This is a genomic window from Roseovarius sp. THAF9, assembly GCF_009363715.1.
Classification (GTDB): domain Bacteria; phylum Pseudomonadota; class Alphaproteobacteria; order Rhodobacterales; family Rhodobacteraceae; genus Roseovarius.
This window is the reverse complement of sequence record NZ_CP045404.1, coordinates 41,987-62,135: the sequence shown is the minus strand read 5'-3', so window position 1 is coordinate 62,135 and position 20,149 is coordinate 41,987. Positions and strand designations below refer to the sequence as shown.

At 64.5% G+C, this 20,149-nt stretch carries 21 protein-coding genes and 1 riboswitch; of the genes, 13 read left to right on the top strand and 8 right to left on the bottom strand.

The genetic code is table 11. From position 1 onward, the window contains the following. Nucleotides 1-8 precede the first annotated feature (8 nt). The 4 genes from pncB to thiD all read right to left on the bottom strand — a co-directional run bounded on the left by pncB (nt 9) and on the right by thiD (nt 4,774). Nucleotides 9-1,301: a nicotinate phosphoribosyltransferase gene (pncB, locus tag FIU86_RS00280; protein WP_152473240.1), complete on the bottom strand. Its 1,293-nt coding sequence runs from the start codon at nt 1,299-1,301 to the stop codon at nt 9-11. 45 nt (nt 1,302-1,346) lie between these two features. Beyond that, nucleotides 1,347-2,546 carry a PLP-dependent aminotransferase family protein gene (locus FIU86_RS00275; protein ID WP_152473239.1) on the bottom strand — a complete coding sequence of 400 codons (1,200 nt, stop codon included), beginning with the start codon at nt 2,544-2,546 and terminating at the stop codon, nt 1,347-1,349. A gap of 81 nt (nt 2,547-2,627) precedes the next feature. Then, on the bottom strand, nt 2,628-3,791 hold the full coding sequence (locus FIU86_RS00270) for an exo-alpha-sialidase (protein WP_152473238.1): 1,164 nt from the start codon (nt 3,789-3,791) through the stop codon (nt 2,628-2,630). Between the two features lie 158 nt (nt 3,792-3,949). Continuing rightward, a complete protein-coding gene (thiD, locus tag FIU86_RS00265; protein WP_152473237.1) occupies nt 3,950-4,774 on the bottom strand; it encodes a bifunctional hydroxymethylpyrimidine kinase/phosphomethylpyrimidine kinase in 825 nt (274 codons plus the stop codon). A 36-nt stretch (nt 4,775-4,810) separates the two neighbouring features. Further along, nucleotides 4,811-4,899, bottom strand: a riboswitch (TPP riboswitch). Between the two features lie 240 nt (nt 4,900-5,139). Here thiD and smpB point away from each other — a divergent pair. The 4 genes from smpB (at nt 5,140) to FIU86_RS00245 (ending at nt 8,127) form a co-directional block, all read left to right on the top strand. Further along, a complete protein-coding gene (gene smpB / locus FIU86_RS00260) occupies nt 5,140-5,616 on the top strand; it encodes an SsrA-binding protein SmpB (RefSeq protein WP_152473236.1) in 477 nt (158 codons plus the stop codon). Between the two features lie 97 nt (nt 5,617-5,713). Next, the gene (locus tag FIU86_RS00255) at nt 5,714-6,004 is read left to right on the top strand and encodes a hypothetical protein (RefSeq protein WP_152473235.1); all 291 of its coding nucleotides are present in this window, start codon (nt 5,714-5,716) and stop codon (nt 6,002-6,004) included. 81 nt (nt 6,005-6,085) lie between these two features. Further along, entirely contained in the window at nt 6,086-6,943 is an 858-nt protein-coding gene (sseA, locus tag FIU86_RS00250; protein WP_152473234.1) for a 3-mercaptopyruvate sulfurtransferase, read from the top strand. Next, nucleotides 6,943-8,127, top strand: a complete 1,185-nt coding sequence (locus FIU86_RS00245) for an amino acid aminotransferase (protein ID WP_152473233.1) — start codon at nt 6,943-6,945, stop codon at nt 8,125-8,127. Before sseA ends, FIU86_RS00245 begins: the two co-directional genes overlap by 1 nt. An 82-nt stretch (nt 8,128-8,209) precedes the next feature. On the opposite strand, the gene FIU86_RS00240 is transcribed toward FIU86_RS00245, so the two are convergent. Together FIU86_RS00240 and FIU86_RS22460 are read right to left on the bottom strand one after the other, a co-directional pair. After that, nucleotides 8,210-8,827, bottom strand: a complete 618-nt coding sequence (locus FIU86_RS00240) for a TetR/AcrR family transcriptional regulator (RefSeq protein WP_152473232.1) — start codon at nt 8,825-8,827, stop codon at nt 8,210-8,212. Nucleotides 8,828-8,951: 124 nt separating this feature from the next. Beyond that, nucleotides 8,952-9,113 carry a hypothetical protein gene (locus tag FIU86_RS22460; RefSeq protein ID WP_172977386.1) on the bottom strand — a complete coding sequence of 54 codons (162 nt, stop codon included), beginning with the start codon at nt 9,111-9,113 and terminating at the stop codon, nt 8,952-8,954. Between the two features lie 197 nt (nt 9,114-9,310). Here FIU86_RS22460 and mbfA point away from each other — a divergent pair, with 197 nt between their 5' ends. The 8 genes from mbfA to FIU86_RS00200 all read left to right on the top strand — a co-directional run bounded on the left by mbfA (nt 9,311) and on the right by FIU86_RS00200 (nt 17,017). Beyond that, on the top strand, nt 9,311-10,288 hold the full coding sequence (mbfA, locus tag FIU86_RS00235) for an iron exporter MbfA (RefSeq protein ID WP_152473231.1): 978 nt from the start codon (nt 9,311-9,313) through the stop codon (nt 10,286-10,288). Nucleotides 10,289-10,333: 45 nt separating this feature from the next. Continuing rightward, complete coding sequence (locus FIU86_RS00230) at nt 10,334-11,269, top strand: AEC family transporter (protein ID WP_152473230.1); 936 nt, start codon at nt 10,334-10,336, stop codon at nt 11,267-11,269. 165 nt (nt 11,270-11,434) lie between these two features. Further along, nucleotides 11,435-12,268 (top strand): S-formylglutathione hydrolase, encoded by an 834-nt coding sequence (fghA, locus tag FIU86_RS00225; protein ID WP_152473229.1) that lies wholly within the window; start codon nt 11,435-11,437, stop codon nt 12,266-12,268. Nucleotides 12,269-12,271: 3 nt separating this feature from the next. Then, nucleotides 12,272-13,702, top strand: a complete 1,431-nt coding sequence (gene sthA, locus FIU86_RS00220) for a Si-specific NAD(P)(+) transhydrogenase (protein ID WP_152473228.1) — start codon at nt 12,272-12,274, stop codon at nt 13,700-13,702. Between the two features lie 4 nt (nt 13,703-13,706). Continuing rightward, entirely contained in the window at nt 13,707-14,156 is a 450-nt protein-coding gene (locus FIU86_RS00215; RefSeq protein ID WP_152473227.1) for a YaiI/YqxD family protein, read from the top strand. After that, nucleotides 14,153-15,106, top strand: a complete 954-nt coding sequence (locus FIU86_RS00210) for a DMT family transporter (RefSeq protein ID WP_302848754.1) — start codon at nt 14,153-14,155, stop codon at nt 15,104-15,106. Before FIU86_RS00215 ends, FIU86_RS00210 begins: the two co-directional genes overlap by 4 nt. Nucleotides 15,107-15,176: 70 nt before the next feature. Further along, nucleotides 15,177-16,094 (top strand): ornithine cyclodeaminase family protein, encoded by a 918-nt coding sequence (locus tag FIU86_RS00205; protein WP_152473226.1) that lies wholly within the window; start codon nt 15,177-15,179, stop codon nt 16,092-16,094. After that, on the top strand, nt 16,091-17,017 hold the full coding sequence (locus tag FIU86_RS00200; protein WP_254703906.1) for an alpha/beta fold hydrolase: 927 nt from the start codon (nt 16,091-16,093) through the stop codon (nt 17,015-17,017). Before FIU86_RS00205 ends, FIU86_RS00200 begins: the two co-directional genes overlap by 4 nt. Here the strand turns inward: FIU86_RS00200 and FIU86_RS00195 are convergent. Together FIU86_RS00195 and FIU86_RS00190 are read right to left on the bottom strand one after the other, a co-directional pair. After that, nucleotides 17,014-17,658: a hypothetical protein gene (locus FIU86_RS00195; RefSeq protein WP_172977385.1), complete on the bottom strand. Its 645-nt coding sequence runs from the start codon at nt 17,656-17,658 to the stop codon at nt 17,014-17,016. The two genes, FIU86_RS00200 and FIU86_RS00195, sit on opposite strands and share 4 nt — an antisense overlap. 2 nt (nt 17,659-17,660) lie before the next feature. Continuing rightward, the gene (locus FIU86_RS00190; protein ID WP_152473224.1) at nt 17,661-18,902 is read right to left on the bottom strand and encodes an MFS transporter; all 1,242 of its coding nucleotides are present in this window, start codon (nt 18,900-18,902) and stop codon (nt 17,661-17,663) included. Nucleotides 18,903-19,037: 135 nt separating this feature from the next. On the opposite strand from FIU86_RS00190, the gene zapE reads away from it, so the two are divergent. Continuing rightward, on the top strand, nt 19,038-20,099 hold the full coding sequence (gene zapE, locus FIU86_RS00185; protein ID WP_152473223.1) for a cell division protein ZapE: 1,062 nt from the start codon (nt 19,038-19,040) through the stop codon (nt 20,097-20,099). Nucleotides 20,100-20,149 lie beyond the last annotated feature (50 nt).

Sequence of the window (20,149 nt, the reverse complement as noted above, 5' to 3'; positions counted from 1 at the left end):
GGCGGTGGTCAAACCACCACCTCCATCTCCTCCTGGTCCCCCACCCCGAACACCCGCTTGTAGCGGTCGATCTGGTCTTCGGGCCCCATGGCCTTGCGGGGGTTGTCCGACAGCTTGACGGTGGGGCGGCCGTTGGCGGCCACCGCCTTGCAGACGAGCGAGAAGGGCGCGAGCGCGTCGCCGGGCGTAAGGCCGCGGAAGTCGTTGGTCAGCAGCGTGCCCCAGCCGAAGGAGACGCGCACGCGGCCCGCGAATTGCTTGTGCAGCGCGAGGATCCTCTCCTCGTCCAGCCCGTCGGAAAAGATGACCAGCTTCTGCGTCGGATCCTCGCCACGGTCCTTCCACCACTGGATGGCGGTCTCGGCGCCGCGGGCGGGGTCACCGCTGTCCACGCGGATGCCCGTCCACCCGGCAAGCCAGTCGGGCGCTTTGTCCAGAAACCCTTCGGTACCGTATGTGTCGGGCAGGATGATCCGCAGGTTGCCGTCGTGTTCGTCGTGCCAGTCGGACAGGACCTCGTAAGGCGCCCGGGCCAGCTCCGCGTCATTCTCGGCCAGCGCGGCATAGACCATCGGCATTTCATGAGCGTTGGTGCCGATCGCCTCCAGGTCGCGGTTCTTGGCGATCAGGCAGTTCGAGGTGCCGACGAAATTCTCGCCCAGCCGTTCGGTCATCGCCTGCACGCACCAGTCCTGCCACAGGAACGAATGCCGCCGCCGCGTGCCGAAATCGGCGATGCGCAGGCCCGGCGTGTCGCGCAGCACCTCGGTCTTTTCCCACAGGCGGGTCATGGCGCGGGCATAAAGCACCTGAAGCTCGAACCGGGCCATGTCGTGCAGCACCGCGCGCGAACGAAGTTCCATCAACACCGCCAGCGCCGGGATCTCCCACAGCATGACCTGCGGCCAGGTGCCCTCGAACGTAAGCTCGTACTGCCCGTCCCGTTTTTCCAGGTGGTAGGGCGGCAAACGCAGCTTCTCGAACCAATCCATGAATTCGGGCGTGAACATCTGCCGCTTGCCATAGAACGTGTTGCCCCGCATCCATGTCGACTCGCCGCGCGACAGCGACAGCGAGCGGATGTGGTCCAGCTGTTCGCGCAGTTCGCCCTCGTCCACCAGTTCGGCCAGTCGGATATCCTTGCTGCGGTTGATCAGCGAGAAGGTGACGGAGGTGTGCGGACGGTTGCGAAACACCGACTGGCACATCAGCAGCTTGTAGAAATCGGTATCGATCAGCGACCGGACGATCGGGTCGATCTTCCACTTGTGGTTCCAGACACGGGTTGCGATGTCGACCATGGCGGCCTCCGGGTAGTCATGTTGCCGCCCGTTAGAGCAAAAGGGTCAGGTCTCCGCAAGCGCGGCGCGGGTGGCGGTGGCCAGCCGCTCGATGCCGGTCGCCAGCTTGTCCTCGGTATTGTAGGTAAAGTTGATGCGGATCGAACTGTGGTCGCGCCCCTCCGGGTCGAACACCGACGACGGCGAGATGCACACCCCATGCTCCAGCCCCACCTCCATCAGCCGGTTGGTATCCAGCGCGGGGTCCTTCGCCGTGGCCCAGACGAACATGCCCCCCGTGGGCCGCTCCCATGTGAACAGGTCGGGCAGATGTTCGTCCATCGCCGCACACAGCGCATCGCGCCGCGTGCGGTAAAGGTCGAGGATACCCGGCAGCATGTCATCGGCCAGCCCGGTGGCGAACGCGTCATGGGTGATCTGCTGGCACAGGCCGCTGGTGCACATGTCGGCGCTCTGCTTGGCGGCTTTCAGCACTTCGATCATCTCGGGCGCCGCGATGATCCAGCCGATCCGCAAACCCGGCGCCAGCTCCTTGGACACCGTGCCAAGATAGATCACCGGCCCGTCATATGGCGCCCCGGCCTCCTCGGCCGACAGCGTCAGCATCCGCGGCATCGGCGCGTCGTCATAATAAAGCGTGCCGTAAGGATCATCCTCGATCAGCCACGTGCCGGTCGCGTGCGCCGCATCCACCAGCCGCCGACGCGTCGCCGCATTCACCAGCTTGCCCGTCGGGTTCGAGAAATTCGGCACGGTATAGGCAAACTGCGCGCCGGTCATCGCCGCCACCGGGTCAAGGTCATTCGCCTCCAGCCGCATCGGGCGATAGACCGGCTGGCGCGGCCGCCAGTTGTCCAACGCCCCCAGATAGGCCGGCGTCTGCGACGCAACGGTGCTGCCCTCCTCCAGCAACACCGTGCCAATGAGGTTCAGCGCCTGCGCCCCGCCCGCTGTGATCAGCACGTTGTCGCGCGTCAGCGTCAGGTCCCCTTCGGAATACCGTGCCGCGATCAGGTCGCGCAGCTTGGGCAGGCCCGCGACAGGGGCATAGGCCAGCGTCTCATCCGCATGATCGGCCACGGCGGACGTCGCCAGCTTCGTCATGTCCTCGACCGGCCAGATCTCGGTCCCCGGCAGGCCACCGCCAAGGTTGACCAGCCCGGGAATACGCCCGGCGGCCAGGAAGGTGGCGGTCACGTCGTTGGTGTCGTCAAGCCATTTGGCAAAGGCGGGGCGCTGGGGCATCGGCTGTCTCCCGAAGTCGTGCAAGGGGTCGCGGCGTGCATAAAGGAAAATGAACGACTGTTCAATTCCCGTACTGCGCGCTCAGTCGGCAGGCGCGAACGCCTCGACCGACAGGATGGTGGGCATGTGCCGCGCAATCTCGCGCCAGCTGTCGCCCTCGTCAAGGCTGGCAAAGACAGACCCCGAATTGGTTCCGAAATACAGCCCCGGCGTATCCAGCGTATCCCCCGCCATGGCCTGCCGCAGCACGGTGAAGAAACAGTTCTTTTGCGGCAGCCCCTCGCGCAGCGCCTCCCACGTCTCGCCCCCGTCGCGCGACCGCCAGACGGCGCAGGCCGCGTCGGGCGGATACCGCCCCGCCATGTCGCCATTCAGCGGCAGCGTCCAGATCGTGCGCGGATCGCGCGGATGTACCCGGATCGGAAAGCCGAAGGTCGACGGCAGACCCGGCGTGATGTCGTCCCACGACCGCCCGCCATCAGAGGACCGCCAGACGCCGTGATGGTTCTGCTGATAGAGCAGGTCCGCGTCGCCCGGGGCGCGCATGATGTTATGCACGCAATGCCCGGTCTCACCGCCGCTCGGGGCGGCGGGATGGTCATGCGCGCCGCAGGCCTCGGCATTGGACAGCCGGTTGCGCCGCTCCCAAGTCGCCCCGCCGTCCTCGGTGGCAAAGACCCCGGCGGCGGAAATCCCGATCCATTGCTTTTCGGGCGCGCCGGGGTCGAACACGATCGTGTGCAGGACCAGTCCCGCCGCCCCGGGGTTCCAGTCCTTCGCCGACGGATGCGCGGTCAGCGCATCCACCTGGGCCCATGTCCGGCCATGATCGGTACTCTTCAGAAGGGTCGCGGGCTTCGTCCCGGCATACAGCGTCCCGTGCGCGAACCCCAGCGACCAGACCTGTTCAAAGGCGTCGTCGAACGGCAGCGGCGCGTCGGTCCAGCCGATCATCTCGGCAAAGCCCGGATCGTGCGCCGCCCAGTCATCCATCTGCCCGCGCGTCAGGCGCTCCAGCGTCCAGGACCGGCCCCGATCCTCTGACCGCCACACGCCTGCCCCGAAAAACGCACCGCCACCCCCGGCCCAGATCGTGCCGGTGTCGGGATCGCCCGCCATGTGGTTGATGCACCAACCGTCGCAATGCGGGCCGGTCACGTCCCAACTGTCGCGGCCCGCGCCTGCGGACAGGATAAAGGCACCCTTGGTGGTCCCGACAAGAAGGCTGACGCTGGGAGAAGGCATGGCACGGGGCTCCGCTTGGGTTGCCAGAGCCTACCACGTCCCGCCGCGATTCCCGAGAGCGGGAACCGGCCGATCCGGATCCGCCAAAGGCAATCTTGTTTCCATCGGGTCAGAGGTCCCGGATCAGGTCCGGGGCGGGGTGCGCTCTGATACGAACGTCACGCCCATATCCCCGCAAAATGATGCGTCGGCCCATGGCCCGACCCGACATCCAGCGCTCCGGCCCCGGCAATCGCCCGCGCGACATAGGCCTTGGCCTCGGCCACCGCCTCGGGCAAAGGGTCTCCCCGCCCGATCCGGGCCGCCAGCGCCGCCGACAGGGTGCATCCCGTGCCGTGGGTGTTCCGCGTCGCCACCCGCGCGCCCTCGAACCAATGCACGCCACCCGCATCAGCCAGCACGTCCGGGCTGCTCTCGCCCTCAAGGTGCCCGCCTTTCAGCAGCACCGCGCCACAGCCCAGCGCCCGCAACGCCTCCGCCTGTTCGGCCATCGCCTCCCGCGTCACCGCCTCGTCGCAGCCCAGCAACGCCGCCGCCTCCGGCACGTTCGGCGTGATCACCGCCGCCTTCGGCACCAGCGCTTCGCGCAGCGCCACCACCGCGTCCTCGGCCAAAAGCGACGCGCCCCCCTTGGCCACCATCACCGGGTCCAGCACCACCGGCACGTCCGGCAAGGCGTCCGCCACCGCCCGCGCGATCTCTGCCGTGGCGATCATTCCGATCTTCACCGCGTCGATCCGCACATCCTCGGCCACCACCCGGATCTGATCCGCCACGAAGTCCGGCGGCACCATGTGCACGCCCTGCACGCCTTGGGTGTTCTGCGCCGTCAACGCCGTCAGCACCGCCATGCCGTAGGCTCCGTTCGCCGAGATCGCCTTGAGATCGGCCTGCACGCCCGCCCCACCCGACGGGTCCGAGCCCGCGACCGACAGGATGTTGGCAATCCGGCCCTTGGCTGTGTTCCTTGTCTCGAGGGTCATCCGGCTCCTTTCGAGGCGACGAAAGGCTGGGTCCGACCGGCTCCGGTCCCGCCTTCCTCCGCCAGCATGATCTGGTTCAGGTTCAAAGGGTGCATCTCAGCCCGAAGGCGCCCCTGGCTCGGACGTCAGGATAAGCGCGGGCGGCCCTCTGTCAACCGCACCGGCACGGCGCGCAACGCGCGGCGTCTTTACGAAAGGGGTTCGCGTCCGTGCACCAACGCGATACAGTCGGACATACCGACGCGATACCGACGCGGTTTTCGACTTCTTCCCAGTGTTAACTTTTCGATTCGGCCACAAGGGGTTGGAAGGTGGACCTGCAGGGGCTATCTTCGTTTCTTGCACGTTCCCAAGGCAGGCCCGACATGGTGAAACCCAAGATCAACCCGAACTACAAGGTCGTCGCCGAGAACCGCAAGGCGCGGCACGACTATGCCATCGAGGACGATCTCGAATGCGGAATGGTGCTCGAAGGCTCCGAGGTCAAATCCCTGCGCCAGAAGACTTCCAACATCGCCGAAAGTTACGCCGCGGTCGAGGATGGCGAGCTGTGGCTGGTCAACAGCTACATCGCCCCCTACGAACAGGCCGTGCCTTTCGGCCACGAGGACCGTCGCCGCCGCAAGCTCTTGGTTTCCCGCAAGGAAATGGCGCGCCTTTGGAACGAGACCCAGCGCAAGGGGATGACCCTCGTGCCGCTGGTGATGTATTTCAACGACCGCGGTATCGCCAAGATCAAGATCGGCATCGCCAAGGGCAAGAAGAACACCGACAAGCGCCAGACCGAGGCCAAGCGCGACTGGAACCGCCAGAAGCAGCGGCTTTTGCGCCACGGTATGTGACGCCTTTGGTTTTCGCCCTCCGCGGCTGACGCGCCATTTGCTACTATCTTGCCCGTGTCGCGCCACCCGCGCAGCCTGGAAGGGGAAGACCAAAGGCATGGATCTACTGCTCAGCCTCATTGCCGGCGCCATCGGCGGCAACGTCGCCGGCGGCCTTGTTCCCCGCTTCAATCTCGGCCTCATGATCAACTCTTTCGCCGGTGTTCTCGGCGGCGCCCTGGGCGGCCATGCCCTTGGCTTGCTGGGCTTTGGCGGCCTTGCGCAAACCGCGCCCGACAGCGCCGCACTCGACCCCACGGCACTGACGACTCAACTGGCCGCGGGAGGACTGGGCGGCGGCGCCTGCCTTCTGGCCGCTGGTCTGCTGCGCAATCTGCTGACCCGCTGACACTGGGCACAGCACACCCCGCCCGCTTGCACTGTCCCGCGTCCCGCGCTACGTCAATAGCAACGGTTTCAGGGGGCTGTCATGGCAAACGACGATCCGAAAACACTGGTATCCACCGATTGGCTGGCGGCGCATCTCAATGATCCTGACCTGCGGGTTCTGGATGCCACCTATTTCCTGCCGGGCGTCGAGCGCGACGCGAAAGCGGAATACGACGAGGCCCACATCCCCGGCGCCCGGTTCTTTGATATCGACGACATTTCCGACCATCGCTCCGACCTGCCGCATATGGCGCCTCCGGTGGAAAAGTTCATGTCGCGCCTGCGCCAGATGGGCGTGGGCGACGGTCACCAGGTGGTGGTCTACGACAGCCACGGCCTCTTCTCGGCGGCCCGTGTCTGGTGGCTCTTTCGCCTGATGGGACAATACGACGTGGCGGTTCTGGACGGCGGCCTGCCCAAGTGGCTGGCCGAGGGCCGCCCGACCGAGGACTTGCCCCCGATGATCCGCGACCGGCACATGACTGTCCGGCGCGAGGCGCACCGGGTCAAGGACGTGACGCAGGTCGCCTCGGCGTCCAAGCTGGGCGACTACACCATCCTGGACGCCCGTGCGCCCGGTCGGTTCCGGGGTGACGAGCCCGAACCGCGCGAAGGGCTGCGCGCCGGGCACATCCCCAACTCCCGCAACGTGCCCTACAGCACCCTGCTCAACGACGACGGCACGATGAAATCCCCCGACGAATTGCGCGCGGTCTTCGATGCCGCCGGCGCGGACCTCTCGAAGCCCGTCATCACAAGCTGCGGCTCCGGCGTGACAGCTGCGGTGATCAACCTTGCGCTGGAACGGATCGGCAAGATCGACCACGCGCTTTACGACGGATCATGGACCGAATGGGGCGCCTTCCCCACCGTCTCCGTCGCAACCGGAGAAGCCTGATGTTCGAACACCTCAAAGAGCAACCCGCCGACAAGATCCTGGCTCTCATGCAGGCCTACAAGGACGATCCGCGCGACACCAAGATCGACCTCGGCGTCGGTGTCTACAAGGATGCCGAAGGCCGCACGCCGATCATGCGCGCGGTCAAGGCCGCAGAAAAGGAATGGTGGAAAGAGGAAGAGACCAAGGCCTATGTCGGCCTCGCGGGCGACCCGGCCTTTTCCGACGCGATGATCAAGCTCATTCTCGACGATTCCGCCCCGCGCGACGCGGTGGCGGCAGTCGCCACGCCCGGCGGCACCGGCGCAGTGCGGCAGGCGTTTGATCTGGTGAAGATGGCCAACCCGGGTGCGCGCGTGTTCGTCTCGGACCCGACCTGGCCCAACCACCTCAGCATCCTGAAACACATGGGGATCGAACACGTCCCCTACCGCTATTTCGACAACGAAACCGGCGGCGTCGATTTCGACGGCATGATGCAGGATCTGGACGGCGTTCAGGCAGGCGACGTGATCCTGCTGCACGGCTGCTGCCACAACCCGACCGGCGCCAACCTGACGATGCAGCAATGGGGCGAGGTGACCGACCTCGCCAACGCCAAGGGCGCTATCCCGATGATCGACATCGCCTACCAGGGCTTCGGCGACGGCCTCGATGCTGATGCGGCCGGCACGCGCCACGTCGTGTCCTCCTGCCCCGAGGTCCTGATCGCCGCCAGCTGTTCCAAGAATTTCGGCATCTATCGCGAGCGTACCGGCCTTCTGATGGCCGTCTGCCAAGACAGCGCCCGCCGCCCCACGACGCAGGCGAATCTGGCCTATCTCAACCGCCAGAACTATTCCTTCCCGCCCGATCACGGTGCGCGGCTGGTCTCGCTGGTGCTGAACGACGACGCCCTCCGCGCCGATTGGCAAGCCGAACTCGAAGAGGTTCGCCGCGGCATGCTGGGACTGCGCGAGCAACTGGCGCAGGAGCTACGCAGGCTCTCGGGCTCCGACCGTTTCGGCTTCATCGCCCAGCATCGCGGCATGTTCTCGCGTCTCGGTCTCGCGTCCGACAAGGTTGAGGCGCTGCGCCGCGATCATGCGATTTACATGGTCGGCGACAGCCGGATCAACATCGCCGGACTTAACGCGAGAACCGTGCCGCTGTTGGCACAGGCAATCATCGACGTGGGTGCCTGAGCGCTCCGTTAACGTTTGTTGAAATCTTCGGGGTGATCTTCGGGCGGTGATGTCTTGCACCGCCCGCACTCTTTTCTCAGCCTCAGGTGCCGTAGCGTGCCAGGAAGGTTTCGACCGCACCCGTCACCACGCGCTCGATTCCCGCCTCGGACGTGTCGCAGTCCACGCCGCACAGGCAGCGGACGAACAGATCGCACTTGCACAGCTCTCCGAATTGCTTCGTCGCAAGATCCATATCGTCGATCTTCAGCTCCCCGCGATCGACATAGGGTGTCAGCAGCCGCCCCATGCGTTCGCTGAACAGGCCCGGACCAGACGCATAGAACCTCTGGCCCAGTTCGGGAAAACGATAGGATTCCGCGACGCAGATACGGAACATCTGCTGCCCGAAATCCGACAGGAAAAAACGCACCGCGCGATTGGCCGCCTCCAGCAGAACCTCCCGCGCCGTGGCACCCGGATTGATTTGCTGCAACGCCTCTTCGGCCTGCCGATTGCACTCGACTCGCGCCACCTCGGAAAAGAGCAGACGCTTGTCCGGGAAATAGCTGTAGAGCGTCGCCTTGGACACGCTCGCGGCGCGCGCGATGTCATCCACGCTGGCACCTTCAAACCCGTCTCGCATGAAAATTTGCCGTGCACCTTCAAGCACCTGGTCGAACTTTCGACCTTTCTTGATCTCGGCGTCCATGGCCGTCATGCAAGTCCTCCTGCCTGTTAGTGTCAGTTTACAGGTCGCGGGCGGCGAACTGCAAGCCTGTCTGCGGGCGGGCGCGGAAGGAGAGGACGTAGAACCGCCCGCCCCGCAGACAGTGCGCGCCGTTTTACTGCGCGTCGATGCCGCCGTCACCCTGAGTCACGGGCTCGGGCGCGGGCTGGGGAAATGTCAGAACCGGCGTCAGGCTCGACACGTCGACATTCATCGCCATGGCGGGAGATGCCAGCGCCGAGACCGCAAGGGTTATTGTCAAAAGAAGAGGTTTCATATCGGGTTCCTTTATCTGAACTATTCAGTTCACATTCATCACACTAAACAGATCGGTTCAGATTGCAAGGGTGAAAGTAAACTCATCAGTTCATTTTTTTGCATACCCGCTATTCACGAATGACTGGACGTCCCGGGCTTGACCAAATCCGCCCCTCAGGTAGATTAGAATTATTCTAAAATACTGGAGAGACCCCGATGATTCCCGGTGTCACGTCCCGCCGTCGTTTCTCGGACCTGTCCGAGCAGGAGATCCTCGCGCTTGCCATTTCGTCCGAAGAGGACGACGCCCGCATCTACCGCAGCTACGCCGAGATGCTGCGGGCTGAATATCCCGATACCGCCAAGATATTTGACGGTATGGCCACCGAGGAAGACCATCACCGCCGCCGCCTGATCGACCTGCACCAAGAACGTTTCGGCGACGTGATCCCGCTCATTCGGCGCGAGCATGTCGCCGGCTATTACGCCCGCCGCCCCGTCTGGCTGATGGAAAATCTCGGGATCGAGCGTATCCGCGCCGAGGCCGAGGCAATGGAACGCGACGCCGAACGCTTTTACCTCAACGCCGCCAAGGCCACGACGGATGCTGCCACCCGCGCCCTGCTGGGAGACCTGGCCGCCGCCGAGGCCGGGCACCAGGACCGCGCCGGAGAGCTCGAGGAGCAGCATCTCGACGCCGACGCCCGCGACAGCGAGGAGCGCACCGCCAAGCGTCAGTTTCTTCTGACCTGGGTGCAGCCGGGTCTGGCCGGGCTCATGGACGGGTCGGTCTCCACCCTCGCCCCGATCTTCGCCACCGCCTTCGCCACGCAGGATACCTGGACCACGTTCCTTGTCGGCCTCGCCGCCTCCGTCGGCGCCGGCATTTCCATGGGCTTCACCGAAGCGGCCAGCGACGACGGCGAGTTGTCGGGCCGGGGCAGTCCCGTCAAGCGCGGCTTCGCCTCTGGCATCATGACCACGGTCGGCGGGCTCGGCCACGCCCTGCCGTACCTCATCCCCGATTTCTGGACGGCCACGATCATCGCCGTCATCGTCGTCTTTGTCGAGCTTTGGGCTATTGCGTGGATCCAGAACCGCTACATGGAAACCCCGTTCTTCCGCGCCGCCTTCCAGGTGGTGCTGGGTGGGGCATTGGTCTTCGCTGCCGGGGTGCTGATCGGAAGCGGCTGACGGTATCGCGATTGACGCCCCCCACCAGCATGCTACCACCGCGTCATGCTGGACATCTTCTTGCAAACCCTGCCCTTCTTCCTGCTGATCGGGCTTGGCTACTGGGCAGGGCGCACCGGGTTCTTCAGCGAAGAGGCCACCGCCTACCTCACGAAATTCGTCTTCTACTTCGCCCTGTCGGCCATGCTGTTCCGGTTCTCCGCGAACCTGACGATGAGCGAGATCTTCGACTGGCGGTTCGTGATGGCCTACCTCTGGGGCACGGCCTTCGTTTATGGGCTGGTGACGCTGGTCGCCTTCTTCCGCAAGCTCAAGGCCGAGGAAGCGGCGTTCGAGGCGCAATGCGGCGTGATCGGCAACGTGGGCTTTCTCGGCGTGCCGATGCTGACGCTACTGCTTGGAGAGGATGCGATTGGCCCCGTGATGCTGGTGTTGGCGGTAGATTTGATCGTGTTCGGCTCGCTCATCGTGATAGTCGTCACCGGCACCCGCGACGGCCGCATGAGCTTGGGGATCTTTCGCACCGTCGGCATCGGCCTCGTGAAAAACCCGATGATCGTGTCGATCACGCTCGGGCTTGCGTGGTCCGCCTTCGACCTGCCGATCCCCAACGTGATGAACGATTTCCTGTCCCTGCTGGGTGGTGCGGCGACCCCGGGCGCGCTCTTTGCCATCGGTGCCTCGTTGGCCACCAAGTCCGCCGAACGCCTCTTCGTCGCAGGCTGGCTCAGCTTCAACAAGCTGATCCTGCACCCGCTCTTCGTCGCCTTCTCTGCGCTTTACCTCTTCCCGGTCGATCCGTACCCGGCCGCCGTAATGATCACCGCCGCTGCCCTGCCCGTGGCCGGCAACGTCTATATCCTGGCCGAGCACTATCGCGTCGCACCCCAGCGGGTCTCGGCCTCGATCCTGATCTCGACGGCCATCGCGGTCATTACGGTGTCAGTCGTCATCGGCTGGGTCACAGCCCTATACCAGTAATGCCCCGCTGCCCGGCATTTGCAAAACTGAAACCTGTTGGCGCTATGCCGGTGCCGACAAAATTCGCGGTTGGCCGCAGGGCTGGGCATGATACGGTCCGTGCGACAGCCGCTGGGTGACGACAGTCCGGCGTCTCACCGCTCTAAGGACAGAAGGAAGATCGTGATGGAAACCGTTTCGGAAAATGCCTGCTTCGGCGGGACGCAAGGTGTCTACACCCACACATCCAAGGCGTGCAACTGCGACATGACATTCGGCCTGTTCATGCCGCAGGAGGCGAAATGGGGCACCGTGCCCGTACTGTGGTATCTGTCGGGTCTCACCTGCACCCATGAAAACGCCATGACAAAGGCCGGCGCACAGCAATGGGCCGCCGAACAGGGCATCGCGCTGGTCTTCCCCGACACCTCGCCGCGGGGCGAGGGCGTGGCAAATGACGACGCTTTCGACCTCGGCCAGGGCGCGGGCTTTTACGTCAACGCCACTCAGGACCCCTGGGCGCCGCATTTCCGCATGTGGGACTACGTGACTGAGGAACTGCCGGTGCTGATCGCCTCGAACTTCGCCATCGACAGCGCCCGGCAGGCCATCACCGGCCACTCCATGGGCGGACACGGCGCATTGACCATCGCGATGAACATGCCCGACCGCTTCGCCTCGGTCTCGGCCTTTTCGCCCATCGTGAACCCCACGCAAAGCAGCTGGGGCCGCAAGCAATTCGGCGCCTATCTCGGCTCGGACGAAAGCCAGTGGGCCAAGCATGACGCCACGCTTTTGATGAACGAAAAGGGCTTCGATGGTCCGATTCTGTGCGATACCGGAACCTCGGACCAGTTTCTTGACCTGCTGATGCCCGAAAGCTTTGCCAAGGCTTGCGCCACCCGCCGCCAGCAATCCATCCTGCGGATTCAGCCCGGTTACGACCACAGCTATTTCTTCGTCTCCTCCTTCATGGAGGAGCATATCGCCTTCCACGCCGAAGCGCTCTACGCAGGGTAAGACATGAGCCATTACGACCTCATCATCATCGGCTCCGGCCCCGCCGGACGCTCTGCCGCGATCCAGGCTGGCAAGCTGAAACGCCGGGTGCTGGTCGTGGACCGCAAAGATCGTCTGGGCGGGGTGTCGGTGCATACCGGCACGATCCCGTCCAAGACCCTTCGGGAAACCGTGCTCAATCTCTCGGGCTACCGCGAGCGCAGCTTCTATGGCCGCTCTTACCGGGTAAAGGACGATATCGGCGCGCAAGACCTCAAGATGCGCCTGCACAAGACGCTGGATTACGAGGTCGACGTGCTGGAACACCAGTTCAACCGCAATCACGTCGACACCCTGCACGGGCTGGCCAGTTTCACCGGGCCCAATGCCCTCGACGTGGCGACCGAGGCGGGCGAGACCATGTCGCTCACCGCCGACCGCTTCCTCATCTCAACGGGAACCAAGACCTACCGCCCCGATTACGTGCCCTTCAACGGCAGGACAGTCGTGGACAGTGACGAGTTTCTCGAACTGGGCCAGATCCCGCGCAGTCTCGTCGTTGTGGGCGCGGGCGTGATCGGCGTCGAATACGCCACCATGTTCTCGGCCCTCGACGTGCGCGTCACGCTGATCGAGCCGCGCGACAGTTTCCTCGACTTCATTGACAAGACCCTGATCGAGGATTTCACCCACCAGATCCGCGAAAACGGCGTCGACCTGCGCCTCGGCTCGGCCATCGAGACGATCGAGGATGCAGGCGAGCACATCGAGACCACGCTGGCCAACGGGCGGCACGTCCGCTCCGAGATGCTGCTCTTCGCCGCCGGGCGCATGGGCGCCACCGACCGGCTGGGTCTCGACAAGGCCGGGCTGACAACAGATCACCGCGGCCGGCTGGAGGTTGACCGCAAAACCTACCAGACCCACGTGCCGCATATCTACGCCGCGGGCGACGTGATCGGGCATCCCTCGCTGGCCTCGACCTCGCTCCAACAGGGCCGGATCGCCGCCTGCCACGCGCTCGACACGCCCACACTTCCCGAGAGCCCGTGGTTCCCCTACGGCATCTATTCCGTCCCCGAGATTTCCACCTGCGGCATGTCCGAGGAGGAAATGCAGGAGCGCGGCATTCCCTACGAGGTCGGCATCGCGCGCTTCCGCGAGACATCCCGCGGAAACATCATGGGTCTGGAACACGGGATGCTGAAAATGCTGGTGTCACTGAAAACCCGCCGGGTGCTGGGCGTTCAGATCGTCGGCGAAGGCGCGACCGAGCTCATACACATCGCGCAGGCGGTACTGAACCTGAAGGGCACAGTGGACTACTTCGTGCAGAACACGTTCAACTATCCCACGCTCGCCGAGGCCTACAAGATTGCCGGTCTGGACGCGTTCAACCGCATGCCCATCCCCGAGGAATACAAGGTCGCGCGCGGCGCCAAGGCGGCGGAATAGGCTCATGTCCCTTTACGTCGATGCCGATGCCTGCCCGGTCAAGGACGAGGTCGAGCGGGTTGGGACCCGTCACAAACAGAAGATCTTCATCGTCTCCAACGGCGGGCTAAGGCCCTCGCGCAATCCGCTGGTGGAAACCGTGATTGTGCCAGACGGCCCCGACGTGGCCGACATGTGGATCGCCGAGCGGGCCAGGCCGGGCGATGTGGTCATCACCGGCGACATCCCCCTCGCCGCCAAATGCGTCGAAGCCGGCGCACTGGTGCTCAAACACAACGGCGAGGCGCTGACCCAGGCCAATATCGGCAACGCGCTCGCCACCCGCGACCTGATGAGCGACCTGCGCGCCGCCGACCCGTTCCGGCAGGGCGGCTGCAAGGGATTTACCAAGGCCGATCGCTCGCGCTTTCTAGACGCGCTGGAACGCATGGTCCGCAAGGCGGTGCAAAGGTGAGCGTGTCACGCACGAACCTTGCCGGGGCGGGTTGCGCCCTGCTGGCGGTCATGTGCTTTTCGCTGAACGATGTGGGCATCAAGTTCCTGTCGGACGACTATGCCCTGCACCAAATCGTGTTTTTCCGGTCGGCCATCGGCCTGCTGACCTTCGCGGTGATCTTCCTGCCCTTCTACGGATTGCGGGTGCTGCACACACGGCGCCCTGGCGCGCACTTGTTGCGCGGGATCTGCGTGGTCGGCGCGAACTCCTGCCTGTTCCTCGGGCTGGCGGCGATGCCCATCGCCGACGCGGTGGCGGTGTTCTTCATCTCGCCGCTGGTGATCACCGTCTTCTCGGTCATCTTCCTGCGCGAAACCGTCGGCACCCGCCGCTGGGCCGCCATCGCTGTGGGTTTCTTGGGCGTTCTGGTCATCGTCAAGCCGGGCACCTCGGCCTTTCAGGCTGCCGCCCTCCTGCCCATGGCAGCCGCGGTGCTTTACGCGGTAATCCACATGGTCGCCCGCAAGGTCGGCGGCACGGAATCAGCAGCAACCATGGCGGTCTATATCCAGATCACCTTCATCATCGCCTGCAGCATCATCGGGCTCGCCATCGGCGACGGCAAGTTCGCCCAGCAAGATCACGCGTCACTGGCTTTCCTGTTTCGTGCCTGGGGTCCGATCGCGGCGCATGACTGGTGGATCCTGGTCATGCTGGGCATCAGCGGCGTGCTGGGCGGTTTCTTCATCAGCCAGGCCTACCGCATTTCCGAGGCCGCGTTCGCCGCCCCCTTCGAATACGTTGCAATGCCCATGGCCATCATGTGGGGCGTCACCGTGTTCGGCACGTGGCCAGATCGCACGGCGTGGATCGGGATCGCCCTGATCCTCGGCTCCGGCCTCTACCTGATCTGGCGCGAGTCCAAGAAGGATCAGATCGTTGCGAGTGACGAACCCCGCCACCTGTGACGCGCGCGGCGTTTGACGCCAACCGCGCCAGCACGCATACCTTGCGATACAAACAGCAAGGAGCGCGCCCATGAGCATATCCATCATCCCCTTCGACGAAGGCGAGGCGCTGCTCGACTGGCTGGCGCTCTGCGACACGTTCGAGGCTGGGCATAAGCGACCCAAGGCCGAGGTCGGGGATACTTTCCTCTATCGCGACCCCGACACTCTTCTCAGCCGGTCCGCCTGGATCGACGGCATGGGGCTGGCGGTCAAATCCGCCACGATTTTCCCCGGCAACCCCGACAAGGGCGCGCCGATGATCAACGGCTCGGTCAGCGTCTTTTCCGACAGCAATGGCAGTCTAGAGGCCGTCATCGACTTCCACCTCGTGACCAAGTGGAAAACCGCCGGAGACAGTCTTTTCGCGGCCCGCCGCCTGGCCCGGCCCGATAGCCGCAACATCCTGATTGTCGGCGCGGGCACCGTGGGCCGGTCGCTCTTTCAGGCCTACAGCGCGGGCTTTCCCGACGCACAGTTCACCGTCTGGAACCGCACCCGCGCCAATGCCGAGGCGATGGTCGCCGATTGCCCCGGCCTGACCGTGACCGACGATCTGGAGGCCGCCGTGCGCGCCGCCGACATCGTCACCTCTGCCACCATGTCCACGGAACCCGTCCTGAAGGGCGCCTGGTTCCAGCCCGGCCAGCACATCGACCTCATCGGCGCCTACCGCCCCGACATGCGAGAGGCCGATGACACCGCCCTGCAACGCGCCCGTGTCTTCGTCGACAGCTACGACACCACGGTGGGCCATATCGGCGAGATCAAGATCCCGCTCGAGGCTGGCACAATCACGCGCGACCAACTCGTGGCCGATTATTACGAGCCGGACAAATTCGCTCGGCAAAGCGACGACGACATCACCCTCTTCAAAAACGGCGGCGGCGCGCATCTGGACTTGATGACCAGCCGCTACATCCTCGACGCGTGGAAGGCGGCGCGGTGATCGGCTGGGCGTTCCTCTCCGCCGGGACGGCCCTTGTCGCCGCCCCCTTCATTGCCGAAGCCTTCCGCCCCCGCCTCACCGACAAACGGCGCGCAGCGGCCACGGGCCAAGTGGCCGACCTGCCGAACGGCCCGACATGGTTCCAGTGGCGCGGGCCCAGAGATGGCCCTGTCGCGGTCTGCGTCCACGGCCTGACCACGCCCAGCTTCGTCTGGGGTCCGCTGGCCGACCACCTCGCCGGATTGGGCTTTTGCGTGCTGACCTATGACCTTTATGGCCGCGGCCTGTCGGCCCGTCCCAAGGGCGAGCAGGACAGCGCCTTCTTCAACGCCCAGCTTGCCGCGCTGCTCGACCACCAGGATATCGAGGGCCAGATCACTCTGCTCGGCTATTCCATGGGCGGCGCCATCGCGACGGGCTTTGCCGCTGTACACCCCGACCGGGTGCGCCAGCTTTGCCTGATCGCACCTGCCGGTCTGGGTCATGACCTCGGACCGGTGGCCCAGATGGCCGTCAACCACCCTAATATCGGCAAGTGGATGATGCTGGGCTTCTACCCTCGCAGCCTGCGCCGTGGACTGGACTCCGAGCGCGGCTTGCCATCAGCCATCCCCAACATGGTCGACCTGCAAATCGCCGAAAGCCGCAAACACGGGTTTGCACCAGCTGTGCTGTCCTCGCTCAGGGGCATCATGGACGAAGACCTTTCCCCCGCCCACCGCGCCATCCGCGACGTCGGCATTCCGACCTTGGCGATCTGGGGCGAAACCGACGACGTAATTCCCCTTGCAGGCCGCGACCGGCTAACAGAGCTGAACCCCGCCGCGCACAACGTGGTCATCCCGGGCGCCGGGCACACGCTGGCCTATACGCATGTGGCCGAGGTCGCAGCGGTTCTCGAAACGCTGAAGACCTCCGGCTAGTCTTTCACGTTCTTCAACCGACGACTGGCCGAGTTGCAGGCGCTTCCATTCGGGGCGAGCGCACAGGCCCGGGTCCACGCGGCGCGCGCCTTGGCAATGTCTCGCTCACCCTCGGCGGCCTCGAACGCCCATTCCATGCCTTCCATGAAGCACCCCCAGGGTGCCCCGGCCGCACAGGCCGCCGTGTAGGTTCGAAACTGACAGTCGCGCGTGGCCGCCGCCGCAGGCCGCGTGCCCTCGATCCAGCTGCCGTTTTTCACTGTGGCCCCGGCATTCGTACAGCCATTCGCATGGCCCGCTGCACATGACGCCATGAAGAACGGAAACTTGAGCGTCCCTTCGCCTGTATCCTCCAGCTCGACCTCTATCGTGCGCGCAATACCGAAACAGGCGCGCCCTTGCCCAGCGCGGCACAGCGCCAGACACCAGCCGGGGCGTTCGGCACAGTCCTTTTTGCCCTCGGAATAGGGTGCCAGACGGCCAAAAACATCCGCCGGGCACCGATCGCGGAAGGATGCGAAGACCGGCTCTTGTTGGCCCGCGCGCAAAACTTGCTGAAACGGTTCCGGCTGCGTGGCGATCCAATCGCCCACCTCGTCCGCCGCCACGGACCGCGTGACCAGCACCAGCAACGCAACCAATGTCAGACCAAGGCACCGCGCGGCAGCGCCCGTTCTTTCACCGGAAGATGCACGATTGCCGAAAATGCGCCCACTCCCACGCCGATCCACCAGACCATCGAATAGTTTCCATAGATATCATACAACTGCCCCCCCAGCCAGACACCAAGGAAACTGCCCAACTGGTGACTGAAGAACACGATCCCGTAGAGCGTGCCCATGTAACGCAGCCCGTAGATATGCGCGATCAGGCCGCTGGTCAGCGGCACGGTGGCCAGCCACAGCGATCCCATCGCCGCCGAGAACAAAAGCACGCTGGTCGGCGTGATCGGAAAAAGAATGAAGGCCGCCGCAACCAGGGTCCGCCCGGTATAGATCCCGGCCAGCAAAAGCTTCTTGGAGTGGCGTTTGCCCAACCACCCAGCCGTCAGCGTCCCCGCGATATTCGTCAGACCTATCAGCGCGATGGCCACTGCCCCCAATGCCGAGGTCGTGGTCACCCCCATGTTGTGCAAAACGCTGCCCGCCACGATCGGCCCGCAATACTCCGTCACGAAGGCCGGGAAATGTGCGGTGATGAACCCCAGCTGATAGCCGCAGGAAAAGAAGCCGAGGAAGATCAGCGTATAGCTCGGATCCCGGAATGCCTTTACCAGGATCTGGCCCATGGTCTCCTCCAACTCCGCCGTGCCGACGGGCTCCGGTGCGCGCATCAGCGGCAGGCAGGCCAGCACAGCCAAAATCGCCGCCGCGAAGATCAGGAAAACCGACTGCCAGCCCATCATCGACAGAAGGAATTCCGCAATCGGCGGGCCGAATACCTGCCCCGCCGATCCGGCGGCGGTCGCGATGGCAAGGCTCATCGAGCGGTTCTCGTCGCTGCTGGCCCGCCCCACCACGGCCAAGATCACGCCAAACCCTGTGCCCGCGATTCCGAAGCCCACAAGCACTTCGTACAGCTGATGCGCCAGCGGCGTCGTTGCAAAGGACGACAGGATCAGCCCGGCGGCATACATCAACGCCCCCAGAATAATTGCCTTGCGGTCGCCCACTTTCTCGGCAATCGCACCGAATATCGGCTGTCCGATCCCCCAGGCCAGGTTCTGCACCGCGATGGCCAGGCTGAACTCCACCCGCAACCAGTTGAACTCTTCAGCAATCGGGATCTGGAACACACCGAACGCCGCCCGGATCGAGAACGACACCAGCATGATCAGGCAGCCCGCCACCAGCACAGGCGTGAAGATCGACGCGGATTTCTGCATGGGACCCTCCGAAGAATGGCGCGACAGTACCCGCCCCCGCCGGGGCGTCAATTCACCGATTGTGATGCATACAATTCCGCTCCGCGATAGGCTTCCTGCTTTCCACGCCGCCGCAGCTTCGGTATCCACAAGGGTATGGAGACGGTTCCCGACAAATATGAACGCCTGATCGACGAGGGCGTTCTGAAACGCGACGATGCCCAGGTCGCCGTCGTCGAGGAGCTGGAGCGTCTGCGCGCCGATCTGGCTCAGCCCCAGAAGAAGGGGTTCTTTCGCAGGCAGGTCGAGGCGCCCAAGGGCCTTTATCTGTGGGGTGGTGTCGGGCGCGGCAAGTCGATGCTTATGGACATGTTCGTGGAAACGCTGTCGGTGCCCAAGCGCCGCGTGCATTTCCATGCATTCATGCAGGAGATCCATGCCGGGATGCACAAGGCCCGCGCCGCCGGAAAAGCAGACGCGCTGGCCCCCGTCGCTAAGGAGGTGTCGGATTCGGTGCGCTGCCTTGCCTTCGACGAGATGCAGATCACCGACATCACCGACGCCATGATCGTGGGCCGGCTCTTCGAGTCGCTGTTCGCTTCGGGCGTCGCGGTGGTGACAACTTCCAACCGCGTGCCCGATGATCTTTACAAGGACGGCCTCAACCGCCAGCTCTTCCTGCCCTTTATCGAGCTTCTGAAAGAACGGATGGTCATCCACGAGATGGTCAGCCCCACCGACCACCGCCAGGGGCGGCTGGACGGCAGCCCCACATATTTTACGCCCGTGAATCCCGAGGCGCGCGCGAAAATCAACGGGATCTGGCAGGACCTGACCGAAGGCAAGGCCAAGCCGCTGACCCTCGTGGTGAACAAGCGCGAGGTAGAGATCCCGGCCTTTCACAACGGCGTCGCACGCGCTACATTCTATGACCTGTGCGGCCGTGCCCTCGGCCCCGCCGACTATCTCGCACTGGCGCAGGCCGCCCGCGTACTGGTGCTGGAAAACATTCCCCAGCTCAGCCGTTCCAACTTCAACGAGGCCAAGCGCTTCGTCACCCTGATCGACTCGCTCTACGAGGCGAAGGTCAAGCTGATCTGCTCCGCCGCCGCCGCGCCAGAATACCTTTATGTCGAGGGCGAAGGCAGCTTCGAATTCGAACGCACCGCCAGCCGCCTGCGAGAAATGCAATCTGAGGGCTGGGGCAAGGACGCATGAACGTTCCCCCTCGCGAGTATGACTACATCATCGTCGGCGCGGGCTCAGCA

Coding starts and splice junctions, on each gene's coding strand:
- pncB (WP_152473240.1), bottom strand. CDS start 1,301: ATGGTCGACATCGCAACCCGTGTCTGGAACCACAAGTGGAAGATCGAC.
- FIU86_RS00275 (WP_152473239.1), bottom strand. CDS start 2,546: ATGCCCCAGCGCCCCGCCTTTGCCAAATGGCTTGACGACACCAACGAC.
- FIU86_RS00270 (WP_152473238.1), bottom strand. CDS start 3,791: ATGCCTTCTCCCAGCGTCAGCCTTCTTGTCGGGACCACCAAGGGTGCC.
- thiD (WP_152473237.1), bottom strand. CDS start 4,774: ATGACCCTCGAGACAAGGAACACAGCCAAGGGCCGGATTGCCAACATC.
- smpB (WP_152473236.1), top strand. CDS start 5,140: ATGGTGAAACCCAAGATCAACCCGAACTACAAGGTCGTCGCCGAGAAC.
- FIU86_RS00255 (WP_152473235.1), top strand. CDS start 5,714: ATGGATCTACTGCTCAGCCTCATTGCCGGCGCCATCGGCGGCAACGTC.
- sseA (WP_152473234.1), top strand. CDS start 6,086: ATGGCAAACGACGATCCGAAAACACTGGTATCCACCGATTGGCTGGCG.
- FIU86_RS00245 (WP_152473233.1), top strand. CDS start 6,943: ATGTTCGAACACCTCAAAGAGCAACCCGCCGACAAGATCCTGGCTCTC.
- FIU86_RS00240 (WP_152473232.1), bottom strand. CDS start 8,827: ATGACGGCCATGGACGCCGAGATCAAGAAAGGTCGAAAGTTCGACCAG.
- FIU86_RS22460 (WP_172977386.1), bottom strand. CDS start 9,113: ATGAAACCTCTTCTTTTGACAATAACCCTTGCGGTCTCGGCGCTGGCA.
- mbfA (WP_152473231.1), top strand. CDS start 9,311: ATGATTCCCGGTGTCACGTCCCGCCGTCGTTTCTCGGACCTGTCCGAG.
- FIU86_RS00230 (WP_152473230.1), top strand. CDS start 10,334: ATGCTGGACATCTTCTTGCAAACCCTGCCCTTCTTCCTGCTGATCGGG.
- fghA (WP_152473229.1), top strand. CDS start 11,435: ATGGAAACCGTTTCGGAAAATGCCTGCTTCGGCGGGACGCAAGGTGTC.
- sthA (WP_152473228.1), top strand. CDS start 12,272: ATGAGCCATTACGACCTCATCATCATCGGCTCCGGCCCCGCCGGACGC.
- FIU86_RS00215 (WP_152473227.1), top strand. CDS start 13,707: ATGTCCCTTTACGTCGATGCCGATGCCTGCCCGGTCAAGGACGAGGTC.
- FIU86_RS00205 (WP_152473226.1), top strand. CDS start 15,177: ATGAGCATATCCATCATCCCCTTCGACGAAGGCGAGGCGCTGCTCGAC.
- FIU86_RS00190 (WP_152473224.1), bottom strand. CDS start 18,902: ATGCAGAAATCCGCGTCGATCTTCACGCCTGTGCTGGTGGCGGGCTGC.
- zapE (WP_152473223.1), top strand. CDS start 19,038: ATGGAGACGGTTCCCGACAAATATGAACGCCTGATCGACGAGGGCGTT.